Below are 16,137 nucleotides of genomic sequence, written 5' to 3' on the forward strand. Positions count from 1 at the left end.
TCGGGCAGCCTGGCTCGATCTCACCAGCTGTGCGGGGCGCGCTCACTGGTCCTGGATCAGCCCGAGGACGTTGCCGTCGGGGTCGGTGAAGGTGGCCACGAGGCGGCCGCCGCCGACGTCGCGCACGGGGTCCTTGAGCTTGCCGCCGGCCGCGGTCACCTCGGCGAGCTTGGCCTCGATGTCCGGCACGTGCCAGTGGACCACGGGGCCGGTCATGCCCTGCGCGGCGCCGCCGGGCACGAGCCCGATCTGCTGGCCGGCGGCCTCGTAGCCGACGTAGTACGGCTCGTCGCTCGTCGGCGCGACGCCGAGCAGCGCGGTGTACACGTCCTTGGCGGCGGCCAGGTCGGAGACGGGGTGCAGGACGGTCTTGATTCCCTGGGTGGGAGAGCTGGTCATGATCACTCCTGGAGTGGTGGGGTTCGGCGTGGAATTCACGCTAACCGCGGCACGCGGGCCCACGCTTCTCCAAAGCTGACCGCTTAGAAACCAGGGGTGGCCAGGGCCCGGGCCAGTGCCTCGTCAAGGGCCCGCGAGGTGGCCTCCACGTCCAGGTCCGAGTTGTCGATGATCGGCAGCCCGGAGCCGTACCAGCCCGCCATGCGGCCGTGGATGCGGGCGACCTCCTCGTCCGAGAGGCGCCGGTTGCCCGAGCGGGCGGCATTGCGCTCCAGGACGATCTCCAGGCCGGGCAGGAGGACGACGGGCAGCAGGGCGGGTCCCACGTGGCGCTTCCAGCCGCCCAGGCCCACCACCGGCCGGTCCGGGAACACGGCGTCATCGAGGATGCAGGAGATCCCGTTGGCCAGGAAGTTGCGGGCGGCGAAGCCGCAGGTGCGGCGGGCCAGCCGGTACTGGGCCTCGGAGTGGTCGTTCCAGCCCGCCTGCGGGTCAGCGAAGCCCGAGCACACCCACTCCCGGACGTCGTCCAGGCTCACGTGGGCGGTCGGCACCGGCCGGGTGCTCGCCCAGTGCCGGGCCACGGTGGTCTTGCCCGCGCCCGCCGGGCCGATCAGCAGCACGGCCAGCGTGGCCCCGCCGGTCCCGGCCACCGCGGGAGGGAGCGGAATGTGCCCCGTGGCCTCGGTGCCGGGCGGCGGCGAGTACGGCGGCGCGTGCGGGGCCGGCGTGTGCGGGGCAGGCGCCTGCGGGGGCGCGGCGGGCGGCACCGGCACCGGCCACCCCTGCGCGGGGGGTATCGGCGGCTGTGGGGGCACGGCCGCATGATGTCCCGGCTGCCCCCAGCCCGCGCCGCCGCCCCCCACTCCTTGCTGCATCCGCTGCCACTCCGTCTCGTTCCACCGACTGATGCGAGAACGTTATATGACCACGGGGGCGGAGCCGCCCACCAGCACCGTCAGAGTGCGACTTCGTCCGCCAGCGCGCGCAGCGCCAGCCGGTACGAGCCGATCCCGAAGCCCGCCACCGTCCCGGTCGCCACCGAGGCGATGACCGACGTGTGCCGGAACTCCTCGCGGGCGTACGGGTTCGAGATGTGCACCTCGATCAGCGGAGCGGTGCGCTGCGCCGCCGCGTCCCGCATGGCGTACGAATAGTGCGTGAAGGCACCCGGGTTGATCACGACCGGGATCTTGCCGTCCGCCGCCTCGTGCAGCCAGCGCACTATGGCGCCCTCGTCGTTGGTCTCGCGGACCTCGACGTCGAAGCCGAGCTCCTCGCCCAGCGCGCGGCAGCTCTCGACGAGCCCGGCGTACGAGGTGGCCCCGTACACGTCGGGCTCGCGCGACCCGAGCCGGCCCAGGTTCGGCCCGTTCAGCACGAGCACCTTGCGGCTCACGCCGACACCTCGCCGTACGCCGCGATCAGGTGCGCCGGGTCGGGGCCCTCCAGGACGGTGGGCTTGGCCAGGCCGTCGAGGACGATGAAGCGCAGCAGGTTGCCGCGGGACTTCTTGTCAACCTGCATGGTCTGGAGCAGCTTGGGCCACTGGTCGCCGCGGTAGGTCAGCGGCAGCCCGACCGCGGCCAGGATCTCCCGGTGGCGGTCGGCCGTCGCGTCGTCGAGCCGGCCCGCGAGCCGGCCGAGCTCGGCCGCGAAGACCATGCCGACCGACACGGCCGCGCCGTGGCGCCACTTGTAGCGCTCGTTCTTCTCGATGGCGTGCGCGAGGGTGTGCCCGTAGTTGAGGATCTCCCGCAGCCCCGATTCCTTCAGGTCGCTGGAGACGACGTCCGCCTTGACCTGGATCGAGCGCACGATGAGCTCCGCGGTGTGCGGGCCGTCGGGCGTGCGGGCCGCGGCCGGATCCGCCTCGATCAGGTCGAGGATCACCGGGTCGGAGATGAATCCGGCCTTGATGACCTCGGCGAGGCCGCTGACGTAGTCGTGGACCGGCAGCGAGTCCAGCGCCGCCAGGTCGCACAGCACGCCGGCGGGCGGGTGGAAGGCTCCCACCAGGTTCTTGCCCTCGGCGGTGTTGATGCCGGTCTTGCCGCCGACGGCCGCGTCCACCATCGCGAGGACGGTGGTCGGTACGGCGATCCAGCGCACTCCGCGCAGCCAGGAGGCCGCGACGAAGCCCGCGAGGTCCGTGGTGGCCCCGCCGCCGACGCCGACGATCACGTCGGTGCGGGTGAAACCGGACTGGCCGAGCGCCTTCCAGCAGTACGCCGCGACCTCGATGGTCTTGGCCTCCTCGGCGTTCGGCACCTGGATGGCGACCGCCTCGTAGCCCTGCTCGGCCAGGTCGTCGCGCAGCGCCTCACCGGTCGAGGCCAGCGCCTCGGGGTGGATCACTGCGACCCGCTGGGCCTTCGTACCGATCAGGCCGCCCAGCTCGCCGAGCAGTTGCCGGCCCACCAGCACGTCGTACGCGTCGTGTCCGGCGCTGGCGCCGACCTGGATGCGCGTCACCTGGTCTGTCATACGTCCTTCAACTCCAGAGCGTCGAGGACCGCCTGGGCGACCTCTTCGGGGGTGCGGTCGTCGGTGGCCACCACGACGCGCGCGACTTCGGTGTACAGGGGGCGGCGGGCCTCCATCAGCTCGCGCCACTGGCGGCGCGGGTTGACGGCGAGCAGCGGGCGCGCCGCGCCCAGCCCGACCCGCCGGACGGCTTCCTCGACGTCCATCGACAGATAGGCGACGGGCAGCCCGGCCAGCAGCTCCCGGGTGCCCGCGTCGAGGACGGCGCCGCCGCCGAGGGCGAGGACTCCGGTGTGCTCGGCGACCGCGGCGGCGACCGCCCGGCGCTCCAGCTCGCGGAAGTACGGCTCGCCCTCGTCGACGAAGAGGTCCGAGATCTCGCGGCCCTGGGCCGCGACGATGTCGGCGTCGGTGTCCCGGTAGGGGACGCCGAGCCGCTCGGCGAGCAGCGCCCCCACCGTGGACTTGCCGGACCCCATGGGCCCGACGAGGACGACCAGTGGTCCGCCCGTCACCGGATCTGCAGGTTGTCGAGGTACGACCGGACGTTGCGCCGGGTCTCGGGGACCGAGTCCCCGCCGAACTTCTCCACGACCGCGTCCGCGAGGACGAGGGCGACCATCGCCTCGGCGACGATGCCGGCCGCGGGGACGGCGCAGACGTCGGAGCGCTGGTGGTGGGCGGCGGCGGCCTCGCCGGTGGCCACGTCGATCGTGGCGAGCGCCTTCGGGACGGTCGCGATCGGCTTCATGGCCGCGCGGACGCGCAGCAGCTCACCGGTGGTCAGACCGCCCTCGGTGCCGCCGGAGCGGCCGGAGGTGCGCTTGATGCCCTCGGGGGTGGCCACGATCTCGTCGTGCGCCTGCGAGCCGGGTACGCGGGCCAGGTCGAAGCCGTCGCCGACCTCGACGCCCTTGATCGCCTGGATGCCCATCAGCGCGGCCGCGAGGCGCGCGTCCAGGCGGCGGTCCCAGTGCACGTGCGAGCCGAGGCCGACCGGGACCCCGTAGGCGAGGACCTCGACGACGCCGCCGAGGGTGTCGCCGTCCTTGTGGGCCTGGTCGATCTCCGCGACCATCGCCTTCGACGCGTCCGCGTCCAGGCAGCGCACCGGGTCCGCGTCCAGCTTCTCGACGTCGGCCGGGGTCGGGTACACGCCGTACGGGGCCTTGGCCGTGGCCAGCTCCACCACGTGCGAGACGATCTCGATGCCCGCGACCTCCTTGATGAAGGAGCGGGCGACGGCGCCGAGGGCGACGCGGGCGGCGGTCTCACGGGCGCTGGCGCGCTCCAGGATCGGCCGGGCCTCGTCGAAGCCGTACTTCTGCATGCCCGCGAGGTCGGCGTGGCCCGGGCGCGGCCGGGTCAGCGGCGCGTTGCGGCCGGTGTCCTTGAGCAGCGACGGGTCGACCGGGTCGGCCGACATGACGGTCTCCCACTTGGGCCACTCGGTGTTGCCGATCATGACGGCGATCGGGGAGCCCTGGGACAGGCCGTGGCGGACGCCGCCGAGGAAGGTGATCTCGTCCTGCTCGAACTTCATCCGGGCACCGCGGCCATAGCCGAGCCGGCGCCGGGCCAGGTGGTCGGCCACCAGCTCGGTGGTGACCGGAACGCCGGCGGGAAGGCCCTCCAGCGTCGCGACCAGTGCCGGTCCGTGCGACTCTCCTGCGGTCAGCCAACGCAACCTGCTCAACGATGCTCCTCATGCTCGCGCCTGGGTACTGCGGCGGCGCGGCCGGGTGCTCGGCCCGGACCCGCCACACCCGATCCTCCCACGTCCGGGCCGGTGCGCCGCCCTCCGGTCCAGCTGGCGGACGGCGGTGCACCCGGGCTCACCCTGGCGAGTGCGGCCGTCGCGGGCAAGATCGGCCCGCGCAGTGCATCAGGTGCCGCGGCAGTGGGTGCGGAGGCGGCGGGTCGGGCGGCGGGTGGGGAGACGGCCGATCAGTGGCGGGCCCGCAGCGCTGCCTCGCCCGCGGCCCGCATGGCGGCCAGCGGCGCGGTGTGCCGGCCGGTCATCTGCTCGACCTGGAGCACCGCCTGGTGGACGAGGAGGTCCAGGCCGCCGAGGAGCCGGCCGCCGCGCTCCGACCAGGCCGCCGCGAGCGCGGTCGGCCAGGGGTCGTACAGGACGTCGAAGAGGGTCCCCGCACCGGCCGGTACGCGGTCGGCCAGCCAGTCCGTGGCGCGTGCCGGGGTCGTCGCGATGACCAGCGGCGCGCCCAGCCCCTCGGCGGCGTCCGCCCAGTCGGCCGTACGGACGGCCACGTCGAGGCGCTCGCCCCACTCCTGCATCTCGTCGGCGCGGGCCCGGGAGCGCACGTACACCGTGACCTCGCCGGAGCAGACCCTGGCGAGCGCCGCCAGGGCGGAGGAGGCGGTGGCCCCGGCGCCCAGGATCGTGGCGCGCCCGACCGTGTCGACGCCGCGCTCGTGGAGCGCGGAGACGATCCCGGGGATGTCGGTGTTGTCGCCGAGACGCCGGCCGTCCTCGGTCAGGACGACCGTGTTGACCGCCTCGACCGAGGCGGCGGTGTCGCTGATGCCGTCGAGCAGCGGGATGACCGCGCGCTTGAGCGGCATCGTCAGGGACAGCCCGGCCCACTCGGGGCCGAGGCCGGCGACGAACTGCGGGAGCGCGTCCTCGTCTATCTCGAAGCGGTCGTACGACCAGTCGTCGAGGCCGAGCTCCTGGTACGCGGCGCGGTGGAGCACCGGTGAAAGGGAGTGCTCGATCGGTGAACCGAGCACGGCTGCGCGTATCACTGCCCTTCCTTCTTCCTCTCCTCTTCGTACTTCTGGCGGTTCCTGTTGTGCTCTTCGTTGGTCACGGCGAACAGGGTCTCGTTCTCGTTCACCGACACGAAGTAGTACCAGGGACCGGTGGCCGGGTTGATCGCCGACTTGAGGGCGTCGGGGCCCGGGCTGCCGATCGGTCCGGGCGGCAGGCCCTTGATCTTGTAGGTGTTGTACGGGTCGTCGAGCTTGCGGAGGTCGTTGACGGAACCCACGTCCAGGGTGCTCTGACCCCTCATGTAGTTGACCGTGGAGTCGAAGTCGAGCAGACCGTAGGTCTCCGTGTTGCCGGGCTTGAGCCGGTTGTAGACGACCCTGGAGATCTTGTCGAAGTCGTGCTGGTACTTGCCCTCGGCCTGGACGAGGCTCGCGACGGTGATGAGCTGCAGCGGGCTGGAGAGGCCCAGCTTGGAGGCCTGGCCCTTGACGTCCGCGCTCTCGTAGGCCTCGTTGGACTTGGTGACCATCTGCTTGAGCATCGACTGCGGGGTCGCGTCCTTGCTCAGGTCGTAGCGGGCCGGGTAGAGGAAGCCCTCCAGTGGGTCCTTGAGGTCCTTGTTGTTGGCCCAGTCGGGCAGACCGAGGTTCTTCGCCTCCTTGGTGGCGACGTCCTTGGTCGTGCCCTCCTTGAGCTTGAGCCGCTCGTCGATGGCCTTGTAGACCTGGCTGGTCTTCCAGCCGGGGATGACGTCCAGCGCGTTGACGCCGGCGCCGCCCACCATCAGGTCGACGGCCGCCTTGCCCGACATGTGCTCCTTCATCGTGTAGGAGCCCGCCTGGATGGCCCCGCCCTTGGGGTTGGCCTTGGCGGCGGCGACGAACGCGTCGGCGCTCTTGACGACGCCGTGCGCCTTGAGGATGCGGCCCATCTCCCCCATGCCGGTGCCCTTGGGGATGTCGATGGTGACGGTGCCCTCGCCCTCGCCGGCGTAGTCCTCGCCGGTGCTGAACTTGGACTTGAGGTAGTCCAGGCCGTAGTAGCCGCCACCGCCGAGGACGCCGATGATCACGACGGCGGCGATCAGGCACGCCGCGCCGTTGCGGCCCTTCGGCTTCTTGTCCTTCGAGCGGCCGCGGCGTCCGCCGCCGCCCGGGGTGTCGGAGTCGCCGTCCTCGCCGGGCGCCGCCGTGGAGGCCTCGTCGGCCGTCTCGTCGGCGTACTCGGATTCCGGCTCCTGGTCCTGCTCCGGCTCCGTGACCAGGTGGCGCCGGCCCGGGGGCTGCGGCGGCGGGTAGGCCTCGGGCGTGCCGTAGAGGTCGGGGGCCTCGCCCGGGTAGCCGCCGACGGGCTGCTGGGCGTACGGTTCCGCGCCGACGTACGGGTCGGCCTGCGGGACGGCGGCGTACTGGACCTGGCTCTGGGCCTGGACCTGACCGGTGTCCCAGCCCTGGCCCTGGCCGTCGTACATCGGCTGCGGCGGCTGCTGCGGGTAGAGCTGCTGGTGGGCCTGGTGGGGCTGCTGCGGGGCATAGCCCTGCTGCTGGTCCGGGTACTGGCCCTGCTGCACGTACTGCTGCTGGTACTGCGGATCCTGCTGGTACTGCGGGTACTGGGGATCCTGCTGGTACTGCGGCTCCTGCGGGTACTGCTGCTGGGGGCCACCGGCGTAGGGCATCTGAGCCTGCTGGGCCTCGTGCCCGGTCCACCCGTGGTCCCCGTACAAGGGGTCCTCCGGGTGCCACGGTTCGGGGTCGCGGCCCCGGCCATACTCAGTCATCGGTCCCCTAGAGCCGCGAGACGGAGGCAACGGCCCTGTCCGCCGCGGCACCCGGTTCCGCCTCTGAAGTGGTGGGCGACGACTTGTTCGAATGCCGCCGCATCGCGCGGAACGTTACCGTATCGCGATCAGACAACCACTTCGACGCACTCACCGGGCGGATTACCTGATACCCGTTCGGTCTCAAGAGCGTTCTGAAGGATCACCACTGCGGCCGCCTGGTCGATCACCGAGCGGCCCTTCTTGGCGTTCCGTCCCGAGGCCCGCAGCCCCTGGGCGGCGGTGACGGTGGTCATCCGCTCGTCGACCAGACGGACCGTCACCGGCTTGATGCCCTTGGCGAGTTCCATGGCGAAGGCGCGCACCTTGGCCGCGGCCGGCCCCTCCCGCCCGCTGAGCGAGCGGGGCAGGCCGACCACGACTTCGAGGGGCTCGTACTCCTCGACGAGCTGCCGCAGCCGCCGGTGGGCGAAGGGGATGTCCCGGCCCGGAACGGTTTCCACCGGTGTGGCGAGCACCCCGTCGGGGTCGCACGAGGCGACCCCGATCCGGGCGTCCCCGACGTCGATGGCGAGACGGCGGCCACGGCGCAGCGTCATGGTCAGACCGTCTCGACGACGAGGCGCTCGACCGCGGCGATGGCCTCGGGGATGGCGGCCGGGTTCTGGCCGCCGCCCTGGGCCACGTCCGGCTTGCCGCCACCGCCGCCGCCGAGGGTCTTGGCGGCGGTGCGGACCAGGTCGCCGGCCTTGAGACCGCGCTCGCGGGCGGCCTCGTTGGTGGCGATGACGGTCAGCGGGCGGTCGTTCGCCGTGGTGAACAGGGCGACGACGGCCGGGCGGTCGCCCTGGATGCGCCCGCGGACGTCGAGGACCAGCTTGCGCAGGTCGTCGGCGCCCGTGCCGTCCGGCACCTGGCCGACGACGAGGGCGACGCCGTGGATGTCCTGGGCGTTCTGGGCGAGACCGGCGGCGGCCTGGAGGACCTTCTCCGCGCGGAACTTCTCGATCTCCTTCTCGGCGTCCTTCAGCTTGCCGAGCATGGAGGCGATCTTCTCCGGCAGCTCCTCGGGACGGCCCTTGACCAGCTCCTGGAGCTGGGCGACGACCGTGTGCTCCTTGGCGAGGAAGTTGTACGCGTCCACGCCGACGAGGGCCTCGACGCGGCGCACGCCGGAGCCGATGGAGGACTCGCCGAGCAGCTTCACCAGACCCAGCTGGGCGGTGTTGCCGACGTGCGTACCGCCGCACAGCTCCTTGGAGAAGTCCCCGATGGTCACGACGCGCACGCGCTCGCCGTACTTCTCGCCGAACTCGGCGATGGCGCCCTGCTTCTTCGCCTCGTCGATGCTCATGATCTCGGCGGTGACGTCGAGCTCGCGGGAGAGCACGTCGTTGATCTTCTGCTCGACGTCGGTGAGGACCGTGCCGGGGACGGCGTTCGGCGAGCCGAAGTCGAAGCGGAAGCGGCCGGGCGAGTTCTCGGAACCGGCCTGGGCAGCCGTCGGGCCCAGCGCGTCGCGCAGCGCCTGGTGGGTCAGGTGCGTGGCCGAGTGGGCGCGGGCGATGGCCCGGCGGCGGTTCACGTCGATGGCGGCGTAGGCGGAGGCGCCCACCGTCACCTCGCCGACCTGGACGGAGCCCTTGTGCACGGAGACGCCCGGGACCGGCTGCTGCACGTCGCGGACGACGATGACGGCGCCGGAGTCGAGCTTGATCCGGCCCTGGTCGGCGAGCTGGCCGCCGCCCTCGGCGTAGAAGGGGGTGCGGTCGAGGACGACCTCGACGTCGTCGCCCTCGGAGGCGGCGGGCGCGGAGACGCCGTTGACCAGGAGGCCGACGATGGTGGACTCGCCCTGGGTGGTGGCGTAGCCGGTGAACTCGGTGGCGCCGGAGCCGTCGGCGATCTCCCGGTAGGCGGACATGTCCGCGTGGCCGGTCTTCTTGGCCTTGGCGTCGGCCTTGGCGCGGTCGCGCTGCTCCTGCATGAGGCGGCGGAAACCGGGCTCGTCCACGGAGAGGCCCTGCTCGGCGGCCATCTCCAGGGTGAGGTCGATCGGGAAGCCCCAGGTGTCGTGGAGCAGGAACGCCTTGTCGCCGGAGAGGACCGTGCCGCCGGCGGCCTTGGTCTCGGTCACGGCGGTGTCGAGGATGTTGGTGCCGCCCTTGACGGCCTTGAGGAAGGCGGCCTCTTCGGCGAGCGCGACGGTCTCGATGCGCTTGCGGTCGGTGACGAGCTCCGGGTACTGCTGCCCCATCGTGTTGATCACGACGTCGACGAGGTCCTGGACGACCGGACCGGTGGCGCCCATGAGGCGCATGTTGCGGATGGCGCGGCGCATGATGCGGCGCAGCACGTAGCCGCGGCCCTCGTTGCCGGGGGTGACGCCGTCGCCGATGAGCATGACGGAGGTGCGGATGTGGTCGGCGACCACGCGCATCGAGACGTCGGTGCCCTGGGCGGCGCCGTACTGCACGCCGGTCAGCTCGGTGGCCTTGTCCATGACCACGCGCAGGGTGTCGGTCTCGTACATGTTCTGTACGCCCTGCAGGATCATCGCGAGGCGTTCGAGGCCGAGACCGGTGTCGATGTTCTTCGACGGCAGGTCGCCGAGGATCGGGAAGTCTTCCTTCCCGTCGCCGGCGCCGCGCTCGTACTGCATGAAGACCAGGTTCCAGATCTCCACGTAGCGCTCGTCGTTGACGGCCGGGCCGCCCTCGACGCCGAACTCGGGGCCGCGGTCGTAGTTGATCTCCGAGCACGGGCCGCAGGGGCCCGGGACGCCCATGGACCAGAAGTTGTCCTTCTTGCCCAGGCGCTGGATGCGCTCGGCGGGGACGCCGATCTTCTCGCGCCAGATCGTCTCGGCCTCGTCGTCGTCGAGGTAGACGGTGATCCAGAGCTTCTCCGGCTCCAGGCCGTAGCCGCCGTCCGCCACGGAGCTGGTGAGCAGCTCCCAGGCGTACGTGATGGCGCCTTCCTTGAAGTAGTCGCCGAAGGAGAAGTTGCCGCACATCTGGAAGAACGTGCCGTGGCGGGTGGTCTTGCCGACCTCTTCGATGTCCGGCGTACGGACGCACTTCTGCACGCTGGTGGCGCGGGGGGCCGGCGGCTTGGTCTCACCGAGGAAGTACGGCTTGAACGGGACCATGCCCGCGTTGACCAGCAGCAGAGTCGGGTCGTCCGCGATGAGCGACGCCGAAGGGACAACGGCATGACCGCGCTCCTCGAAGAAGCTCAGCCAGCGGCGGCGGATTTCAGCCGACTCCATCAGTGGTCCTCATTCCGGTTGTACGAGATTTTCGATTGGGTGGTCTTGTCGTTCTGGATGGCCCGCAGTCGCCGCGGCCCGGGGAGGGCGGTGACGTTGTCCGGCCGGTCGGGATCCTGGTGCAATCCCAGTGCGTCGTTCAGCTCGTCCTCGCGCTGCGTCATTCCCGCCTTGACGTCGAGGGCGAAGTCCTTGAGGCGGTGGCCCGCCTCCACGGCCTTGTCGGCGGCCTGGGCGGCGAGGCTCTCCGGTGTCAGCTTCTTGAGCTGGCGGTTGACCTTGGTGGTGGCCCACACGCCGGCGGCTGCGCCGGCGGTGAACCAGAAGGCTCGGCGGAACATCGGAGGTTTCAGCCCTTCTGCTTCCGGCGCCGTGCCGCCGGCACCGTACGGCCAACGATGACAGTACGTCGGGACGCCCGCTGCGGCGCGGCTTCCGTGGATTTGCCCAGTGCCTTGCGGACGCCGTAGCCGAAGGCCGCGACCTTGACCAGCGGCCCGCCGAAGGTGGAGGCCACGGTGGAGGACAGCGCGGAGGCGTTCGAGGTGACTTCCTGGACGTCGCTCGCGATCGCGTCGACCCGGTCGAGCTGGGTGCGTGCGGAGCGGACGGTGGTGGAGGCGTCCGCGAGCAGCGGGACGGCCTGCTCGGTCACGTCGGCCACCAGCTTGGTGGTCGCCTTGAGCACCTGGGCCAGCCTCACCAGTACCACGGCGAGGAAGGAGACCAGAATGGCCCAGAAGACGGCCACGAGGATCCCGGCCACCTCTCCACCGGACACGTTGCACCGCTCTCTGCTGTCTCTGCATGTGATCACTGGACAAGTCTTTCTCCGACCTTATCGCGCCGGAGATCCACCGCCGTACCGGAATTCGGGGTCCGCCGAAAACAGGAAGCCCGCCGGCTCCCCCAGAGGGGAACCGGCGGGCTGACCAGCCTGTGAGGCTACGGCCGCTGGATCAGCGGGCGTAGTACTCGACGACGAGCTGCTCGTCGCAGATGACCGGGATTTCCTTGCGGTTCGGGTCGCGGTCCAGGCGGAAGGCCAGGGCCTTCAGGTTGACCTGCAGGTAGCGCGGGGTCTCGCCCTCGCCTGCGTAGCCACCCTCACGGGCAACCTGGAACGGAACCTTCTCGCGGCTGCGCTCGCGCACGGTGATGACGTCGTCCGGGCGGACACGGAACGACGGCTTGTCGACCTTGGCACCGTTGACCTCGATGTGGCCGTGAACGACCATCTGGCGGGCCTGGTAGATGGTGCGGGCGATGCCCGAACGCAGGACCAGGGCGTCGAGGCGACGCTCGAGCTCGACGACCAGCGCCTCGCCCGTCTTGCCTTCGGCCTTCTTGGCGCGGTCGTACGCGCGGGCCATCTGACGCTCAGAGATGTCGTACTGAGCGCGCAGACGCTGCTTCTCCAGCAGACGGACCTTGTAGTCCGAGTTCTGCTTGCGGCCACGGCCGTGCTCGCCCGGCGGGTAGGGGCGGGCCTCAAAGTACTTGACGGCCTTCGGGGTCAGCGCAATGCCGAGGGCACGCGACTTCTTGACCTTGGGTCGCTTCTGGTTCACGGGGAACCTACCTCCATGTAAGTTAGGTGAGGCTTACCTTATCGAGGAGGACGTAATGTCTCGACCACATGGGATCCCCCTGCCCAGTGCGCAACGCAGTTCGGATTCAGACGAAACAGAATCCGCTTGCGCCGACGATAAGCAAGGTCAGCCGCGTCCCAGGGAAGGCGTTCGGCAGCTCACCGGAGCCGAACGCGTACGAACCCTCGTAGAGTCCAACGCCTCAGTATCCCTCATGCTGCCGGGTGCTTTCGACCAGGTGCGGTCGCTTGACCAGGCAGACTTCGGGGCAGGGATGCCGGCCGCGCGGACCGTCACCCCGGACGGGGACGTGATTCTCCTGGTGTCAGGGGAATCCGCGGCTGCCAGGGCAGCCGCTCACGCCCAGGACGACGACCTCACCGCCGTGATCGAGATCACGGATGTGGCGCCGGTGTCCGTGCCCCATCGTATCCGAGGCCGCGCGTGGCTCGCCGGGTGGCTGACCCAGGTGCGCGGAGAGGACCGCGCGGCTTGCGCCGCGCTGCTGGCGGAGCGCCGGCCGGTGGGCGAGCTGCTCGGGCTGCACGGCCGGCCGTCCTTCGTGATGCTGCGCCTGGAGGTCGGCGAGATCTCGGTGGACGACCTGTGGGGCGCCGAGCACGTGGACCCCGAGGAACTGGCCGCGGCGGAGCCGGACCCGATGGTGGACCACGAGACGGAGCTCCTCCAGCACCTGGCCGCCGCGCACCGCGACCGGATCGCGGACCTGTGCGCGCTGCTGGGCCCGCGGGAGAGCGCCGCCGCGTCCGCGGTCCCGCTGGCCCTGGACCGGCTGGGCCTGCGGGTCCGCTTCACGGGCGACGGCTCCTCCTTCGACGCCCGCTTCGACTTCCCGGCGCCGGTCCGCGACGTCTGCGAGCTGCGCCGGGCGATGCACACCCTGTTCGCGGCGGCGGGCACCCCCTAAGGCCGGTTCCGGCCGGCGGCGGCGGCCGGGCAGGTCCCGAGCATGTCCTGGAGGGCGGTCTTCTCCGGCGGGGTCACCGACAGCCCGTACTTGGCCTTGATCCCGACATAGCGGCGGGCGTATTCGCAGCGGTACGCCGCGCGGGGCGGCTGCCACTTGTCGGCGGTCCTGCTGCCCTTGTCCTGGTTGGTCTGCTTGTCCACCGCGAGCAGGACGTCCAGGTCGTTCGCGTACGCGAGCCTGCGCTGCGGCGTCCAGGCGTACGCACCGCCCCGCCAGGCGGCGGCGAGCGCGACGACGTGGTCGGTCTGGATCTGCGAGGCCCTGCGGTAGGAGTACGGGAGGGTCTTGCCGGTGTACGGGTCGTGCAGCACTCCGGAGACCACGACGCAGGGGTTGCGGTCGCCCTCGCGCAGCTCGCTGAGGTCGCGGCGCAGGACGTCGTCCCGGGTGTCGCAGCCGTTGCGGCCGCCGACGGCGTCGGTGTCGTCGGACCAGTACCTGCCGAAGTTCTCCCTCTTGTACGTCTCCCCGTTCTTGCCCCGCTCCACGGTGAGCCCGGCCAGCCGCTCCCTGGCGGTGGCCGCGTCCGGGGGGAATCCGGGGCCGGCGAGCGGCGCCCGCGCCACGAGCCGGGCGGCGCTGGGCGAAGCCGCCTCAACACCGCCGTGGTGGCACCCGCTGAGCAGCAGCGCCGCCGCGACGGCCGGCAACGAAGCCCTGACTCGCATGTGCGGAGCCTAAGGTCGCGGCGGATCCCCCGCACGCCGTGACCGCTGGGCGGAACCTTCCCCCCGCCCCTCTCCTCCCCGGGACCCGGGCCCCGCCCCGGACCCCGGTCCTCACGCTCCGGACGGGCCGGAATTCCCGCCGCGCAGCCGCTCGCGGACCTTTTCGACCACGTCCGCGTAGCGGGCCTCGGCGCCGTAGCGGGTCGGTTCGTAGTACCGCTTCCCGTGCACCGCGTCGGGGGCGTACTGCTGCGCCGCGATCGCGCCCGGGACGTCGTGCGGGTACACGTACCCCACCGCGTGGCCCAGCTTGGCCGCGCCCTTGTAGTGGCCGTCCCGCAGGTGCGTCGGCACCGGGCCCGCCAGGCCCGCCCGGACGTCCGCCAGGGCCGCGCCGATCGCGGTCGTCGCGGTGTTCGACTTCGGGGCCAGGGCCAGGGCGATCGTCGCGTGCGAGAGGGTCAGCGCCGCTTCCGGGAAGCCGATCATCGCCACCGCCTGCGCCGCCGCCACCGCGAGGGGCAGTGCCGTCGGGTCCGCCAGCCCGATGTCCTCGCTCGCCGAGATCATCAGGCGGCGCGCGATGAACCGCGGGTCCTCCCCGGCCTCGATCATCCGCGCCAGGTAGTGCAGCGCGGCGTCCACGTCCGAACCGCGGATCGACTTGATCAGCGCGCTCGCCACGTCGTAGTGCTGGTCGCCGTCCCGGTCGTACTTCACCGCGGCCCGGTCGACCGCCTCCTCCACCGTCCGGAGGCTGATCTCGGACTCCCCCTTGGCGATCGCCGACCCGGCGCCCGCTTCCAGCGCCGTCAGCGCCCGGCGGGCGTCGCCGCCCGCGATCCGCAGCAGGTGCGCCTCCGCGTCCGCGGGCAGGGTCACCGCCCCGCCCAGCCCCCGCTCCTCCGTCAGCGCGCGCCGCATCAGCGCGCTGAGGTCCTCGTCCGTGAGCGGCTCCAGCGTGAGCAGCAGCGATCGCGACAGCAGCGGGGAGATGATCGAGAAGTACGGGTTCTCCGTGGTCGCGGCGATCAGCGTCACCCAGCGGTTCTCCACGGCCGGGAGCAGCGAGTCCTGCTGGGCCTTGCTGAAACGGTGGATCTCGTCGAGGAAGAGGACCGTGTCCTTGCCGTACCCGCCGGCCGCGCGCTTGGCGCCCTCGATGACGGCGCGCACTTCCTTCACGCCCGCCGTGATCGCCGACAGCTCCACGAACCGCTTCTGCGTCGCCTGGCTCACCACGTAGGCGAGGGTGGTCTTGCCGATGCCCGGCGGGCCCCACAGGATCACCGACGAGGCTCCGGCCGGGCCGCCCGCCCCGTCCCCGACCAGGCGCCGCAGCGGTGATCCGGGCTTCAGCAGGTGCTGCTGGCCGACGACCTCGTCCAGGGTGCGCGGGCGCATCCGGACGGCGAGCGGGGAGCTCGCCGGGTCCTTCTCCCGGCGGTCTTCGGCAGCGGCGGTGAACAGGTCTGGTTCCACACAGGAAGCCTAAGCGAGCCCACTGACAGCCGGCCGACAGCCCACCGACGCCCGCCCGCAGCGGGCCCCGGGCCCGGCAGGCCTCAGGAGGTCCAGAAGTCCCACCAGCGCGTCAGGATCAGCATGCCGATGATCCCGACGTGCAGTACCGGCAGCACCCAGGTGAACTCGTCGAGGAAGGCCCGCAGCCAGCCCGGGGCGGGCAGCAGCCGCTCGCGCACGTTGAACGCGGTGACGTACCAGAACATGAAGATCGTGGCGACCCAGGCCAGGGAGCACCACAGGCACAGCGAGTTGATGTTGTACAGCGACTGGTACATCAGCCAGGTGCAGAACCCGACGCCGAACAGCATGCCCGCGTTGAGGGTCAGCCAGTACCAGGGCCGGAACCGGGCCCCGGCCAGCACGCTCATGCCGACGCAGACGACGATGCCGTAGGCGACCAGCCCCAGCATCGGGTTCGGGAAGCCGAAGGCGGACGCCTGCTCGCTCTTCATGATGTTGCCGCAGGAGACGATCGGGTTGAGGCTGCAGCCCGGCGTGAAGTTCGGGTCTTCGAGCAGCTTGAACTTGTCGATCGTGATCACCCAGGCGGCGAGCAGCCCCAAGGCGCCGGTGATCACCAGCAGCAGGGCCAGGGCCCTGCTCGCGCCGACCGTCCGGGGGGCGGTGTCCGCGTCCGTGCCTCGTATCGTCATACCGCCCGCTCCACATCTGCAAGGTCAACAAG

At 71.4% G+C, this 16,137-nt stretch carries 17 protein-coding genes; 1 reads left to right on the forward strand and 16 read right to left on the reverse strand.

The window, feature by feature from the left end; translation table 11 throughout:
- Positions 1-42 precede the first annotated feature (42 nt).
- The 13 genes from ADK52_RS35800 to rpsD all read right to left on the reverse strand — a co-directional run bounded on the left by ADK52_RS35800 (position 43) and on the right by rpsD (position 12,245).
- A complete protein-coding gene (locus ADK52_RS35800; protein ID WP_053694011.1) occupies positions 43-399 on the reverse strand; it encodes a VOC family protein in 357 nt (118 codons plus the stop codon).
- 83 nt (positions 400-482) lie between these two features.
- On the reverse strand, positions 483-1,277 hold the full coding sequence (locus ADK52_RS35805; protein WP_063784018.1) for an AAA family ATPase: 795 nt from the start codon (positions 1,275-1,277) through the stop codon (positions 483-485).
- 80 nt (positions 1,278-1,357) lie between these two features.
- Positions 1,358-1,798 carry a type II 3-dehydroquinate dehydratase gene (aroQ, locus tag ADK52_RS35810; protein WP_053694012.1) on the reverse strand — a complete coding sequence of 147 codons (441 nt, stop codon included), beginning with the start codon at positions 1,796-1,798 and terminating at the stop codon, positions 1,358-1,360.
- Complete coding sequence (gene aroB, locus ADK52_RS35815; protein WP_053694013.1) at positions 1,795-2,886, reverse strand: 3-dehydroquinate synthase; 1,092 nt, start codon at positions 2,884-2,886, stop codon at positions 1,795-1,797. The genes aroQ and aroB overlap by 4 nt, the downstream gene beginning before the upstream one ends.
- Positions 2,883-3,401: a shikimate kinase gene (locus ADK52_RS35820; RefSeq protein ID WP_030157436.1), complete on the reverse strand. Its 519-nt coding sequence runs from the start codon at positions 3,399-3,401 to the stop codon at positions 2,883-2,885. The genes aroB and ADK52_RS35820 overlap by 4 nt, the downstream gene beginning before the upstream one ends.
- Positions 3,398-4,582 (reverse strand): chorismate synthase, encoded by a 1,185-nt coding sequence (gene aroC, locus ADK52_RS35825; RefSeq protein WP_053694014.1) that lies wholly within the window; start codon positions 4,580-4,582, stop codon positions 3,398-3,400. Before aroC ends, ADK52_RS35820 begins: the two co-directional genes overlap by 4 nt.
- Before the next feature lie 251 nt (positions 4,583-4,833).
- On the reverse strand, positions 4,834-5,655 hold the full coding sequence (locus ADK52_RS35830; RefSeq protein WP_053694015.1) for a shikimate dehydrogenase: 822 nt from the start codon (positions 5,653-5,655) through the stop codon (positions 4,834-4,836).
- Positions 5,652-7,403: an endolytic transglycosylase MltG gene (gene mltG, locus ADK52_RS35835; RefSeq protein ID WP_053694016.1), complete on the reverse strand. Its 1,752-nt coding sequence runs from the start codon at positions 7,401-7,403 to the stop codon at positions 5,652-5,654. Before mltG ends, ADK52_RS35830 begins: the two co-directional genes overlap by 4 nt.
- Before the next feature lie 128 nt (positions 7,404-7,531).
- Positions 7,532-8,002 (reverse strand): Holliday junction resolvase RuvX, encoded by a 471-nt coding sequence (ruvX, locus tag ADK52_RS35840; protein WP_030157428.1) that lies wholly within the window; start codon positions 8,000-8,002, stop codon positions 7,532-7,534.
- 2 nt (positions 8,003-8,004) lie between these two features.
- Positions 8,005-10,674, reverse strand: a complete 2,670-nt coding sequence (gene alaS, locus ADK52_RS35845; RefSeq protein ID WP_053694017.1) for an alanine--tRNA ligase — start codon at positions 10,672-10,674, stop codon at positions 8,005-8,007.
- Positions 10,674-11,015, reverse strand: a complete 342-nt coding sequence (locus ADK52_RS35850; protein ID WP_053694018.1) for a DUF6167 family protein — start codon at positions 11,013-11,015, stop codon at positions 10,674-10,676. The genes alaS and ADK52_RS35850 overlap by 1 nt, the downstream gene beginning before the upstream one ends.
- A gap of 8 nt (positions 11,016-11,023) precedes the next feature.
- A complete protein-coding gene (locus ADK52_RS35855) occupies positions 11,024-11,455 on the reverse strand; it encodes a DUF948 domain-containing protein (protein ID WP_078622116.1) in 432 nt (143 codons plus the stop codon).
- 178 nt (positions 11,456-11,633) lie between these two features.
- Positions 11,634-12,245 (reverse strand): 30S ribosomal protein S4, encoded by a 612-nt coding sequence (gene rpsD, locus ADK52_RS35860; protein WP_030026606.1) that lies wholly within the window; start codon positions 12,243-12,245, stop codon positions 11,634-11,636.
- A gap of 235 nt (positions 12,246-12,480) precedes the next feature.
- Here rpsD and ADK52_RS35865 point away from each other — a divergent pair, with 235 nt between their 5' ends.
- Complete coding sequence (locus ADK52_RS35865; RefSeq protein ID WP_078988857.1) at positions 12,481-13,194, forward strand: DUF2470 domain-containing protein; 714 nt, start codon at positions 12,481-12,483, stop codon at positions 13,192-13,194.
- Here ADK52_RS35865 and ADK52_RS35870 read toward each other — a convergent pair.
- The 3 genes from ADK52_RS35870 to ADK52_RS35880 form a co-directional block, all read right to left on the reverse strand.
- Complete coding sequence (locus tag ADK52_RS35870; RefSeq protein WP_053694020.1) at positions 13,191-13,925, reverse strand: HNH endonuclease family protein; 735 nt, start codon at positions 13,923-13,925, stop codon at positions 13,191-13,193. The two genes, ADK52_RS35865 and ADK52_RS35870, sit on opposite strands and share 4 nt — an antisense overlap.
- Positions 13,926-14,036: 111 nt before the next feature.
- Positions 14,037-15,407, reverse strand: coding sequence for a replication-associated recombination protein A (locus ADK52_RS35875; protein WP_053694021.1), 1,371 nt, complete (start codon positions 15,405-15,407; stop codon positions 14,037-14,039).
- Between the two features lie 83 nt (positions 15,408-15,490).
- Positions 15,491-16,105 (reverse strand): vitamin K epoxide reductase family protein, encoded by a 615-nt coding sequence (locus tag ADK52_RS35880; RefSeq protein WP_053694022.1) that lies wholly within the window; start codon positions 16,103-16,105, stop codon positions 15,491-15,493.
- Positions 16,106-16,137 lie beyond the last annotated feature (32 nt).

The sequence above is a fragment of the Streptomyces sp. WM6372 genome, from assembly GCF_001279655.1.
Lineage (GTDB): Bacteria > Actinomycetota > Actinomycetes > Streptomycetales > Streptomycetaceae > Streptomyces.

Bases quoted from the DNA above. Each gene is read 5' to 3' on its own strand.
- ADK52_RS35800 (WP_053694011.1), bottom strand. From the start codon at position 399: ATGACCAGCTCTCCCACCCAGGGAATCAAGACCGTCCTGCACCCCGTC.
- ADK52_RS35805 (WP_063784018.1), bottom strand. From the start codon at position 1,277: ATGCAGCAAGGAGTGGGGGGCGGCGGCGCGGGCTGGGGGCAGCCGGGA.
- aroB (WP_053694013.1), bottom strand. From the start codon at position 2,886: ATGACAGACCAGGTGACGCGCATCCAGGTCGGCGCCAGCGCCGGACAC.
- mltG (WP_053694016.1), bottom strand. From the start codon at position 7,403: ATGACTGAGTATGGCCGGGGCCGCGACCCCGAACCGTGGCACCCGGAG.
- ruvX (WP_030157428.1), bottom strand. From the start codon at position 8,002: ATGACGCTGCGCCGTGGCCGCCGTCTCGCCATCGACGTCGGGGACGCC.
- alaS (WP_053694017.1), bottom strand. From the start codon at position 10,674: ATGGAGTCGGCTGAAATCCGCCGCCGCTGGCTGAGCTTCTTCGAGGAG.
- ADK52_RS35850 (WP_053694018.1), bottom strand. From the start codon at position 11,015: ATGTTCCGCCGAGCCTTCTGGTTCACCGCCGGCGCAGCCGCCGGCGTG.
- ADK52_RS35865 (WP_078988857.1), top strand. From the start codon at position 12,481: ATGCTGCCGGGTGCTTTCGACCAGGTGCGGTCGCTTGACCAGGCAGAC.
- ADK52_RS35870 (WP_053694020.1), bottom strand. From the start codon at position 13,925: ATGCGAGTCAGGGCTTCGTTGCCGGCCGTCGCGGCGGCGCTGCTGCTC.
- ADK52_RS35880 (WP_053694022.1), bottom strand. From the start codon at position 16,105: ATGACGATACGAGGCACGGACGCGGACACCGCCCCCCGGACGGTCGGC.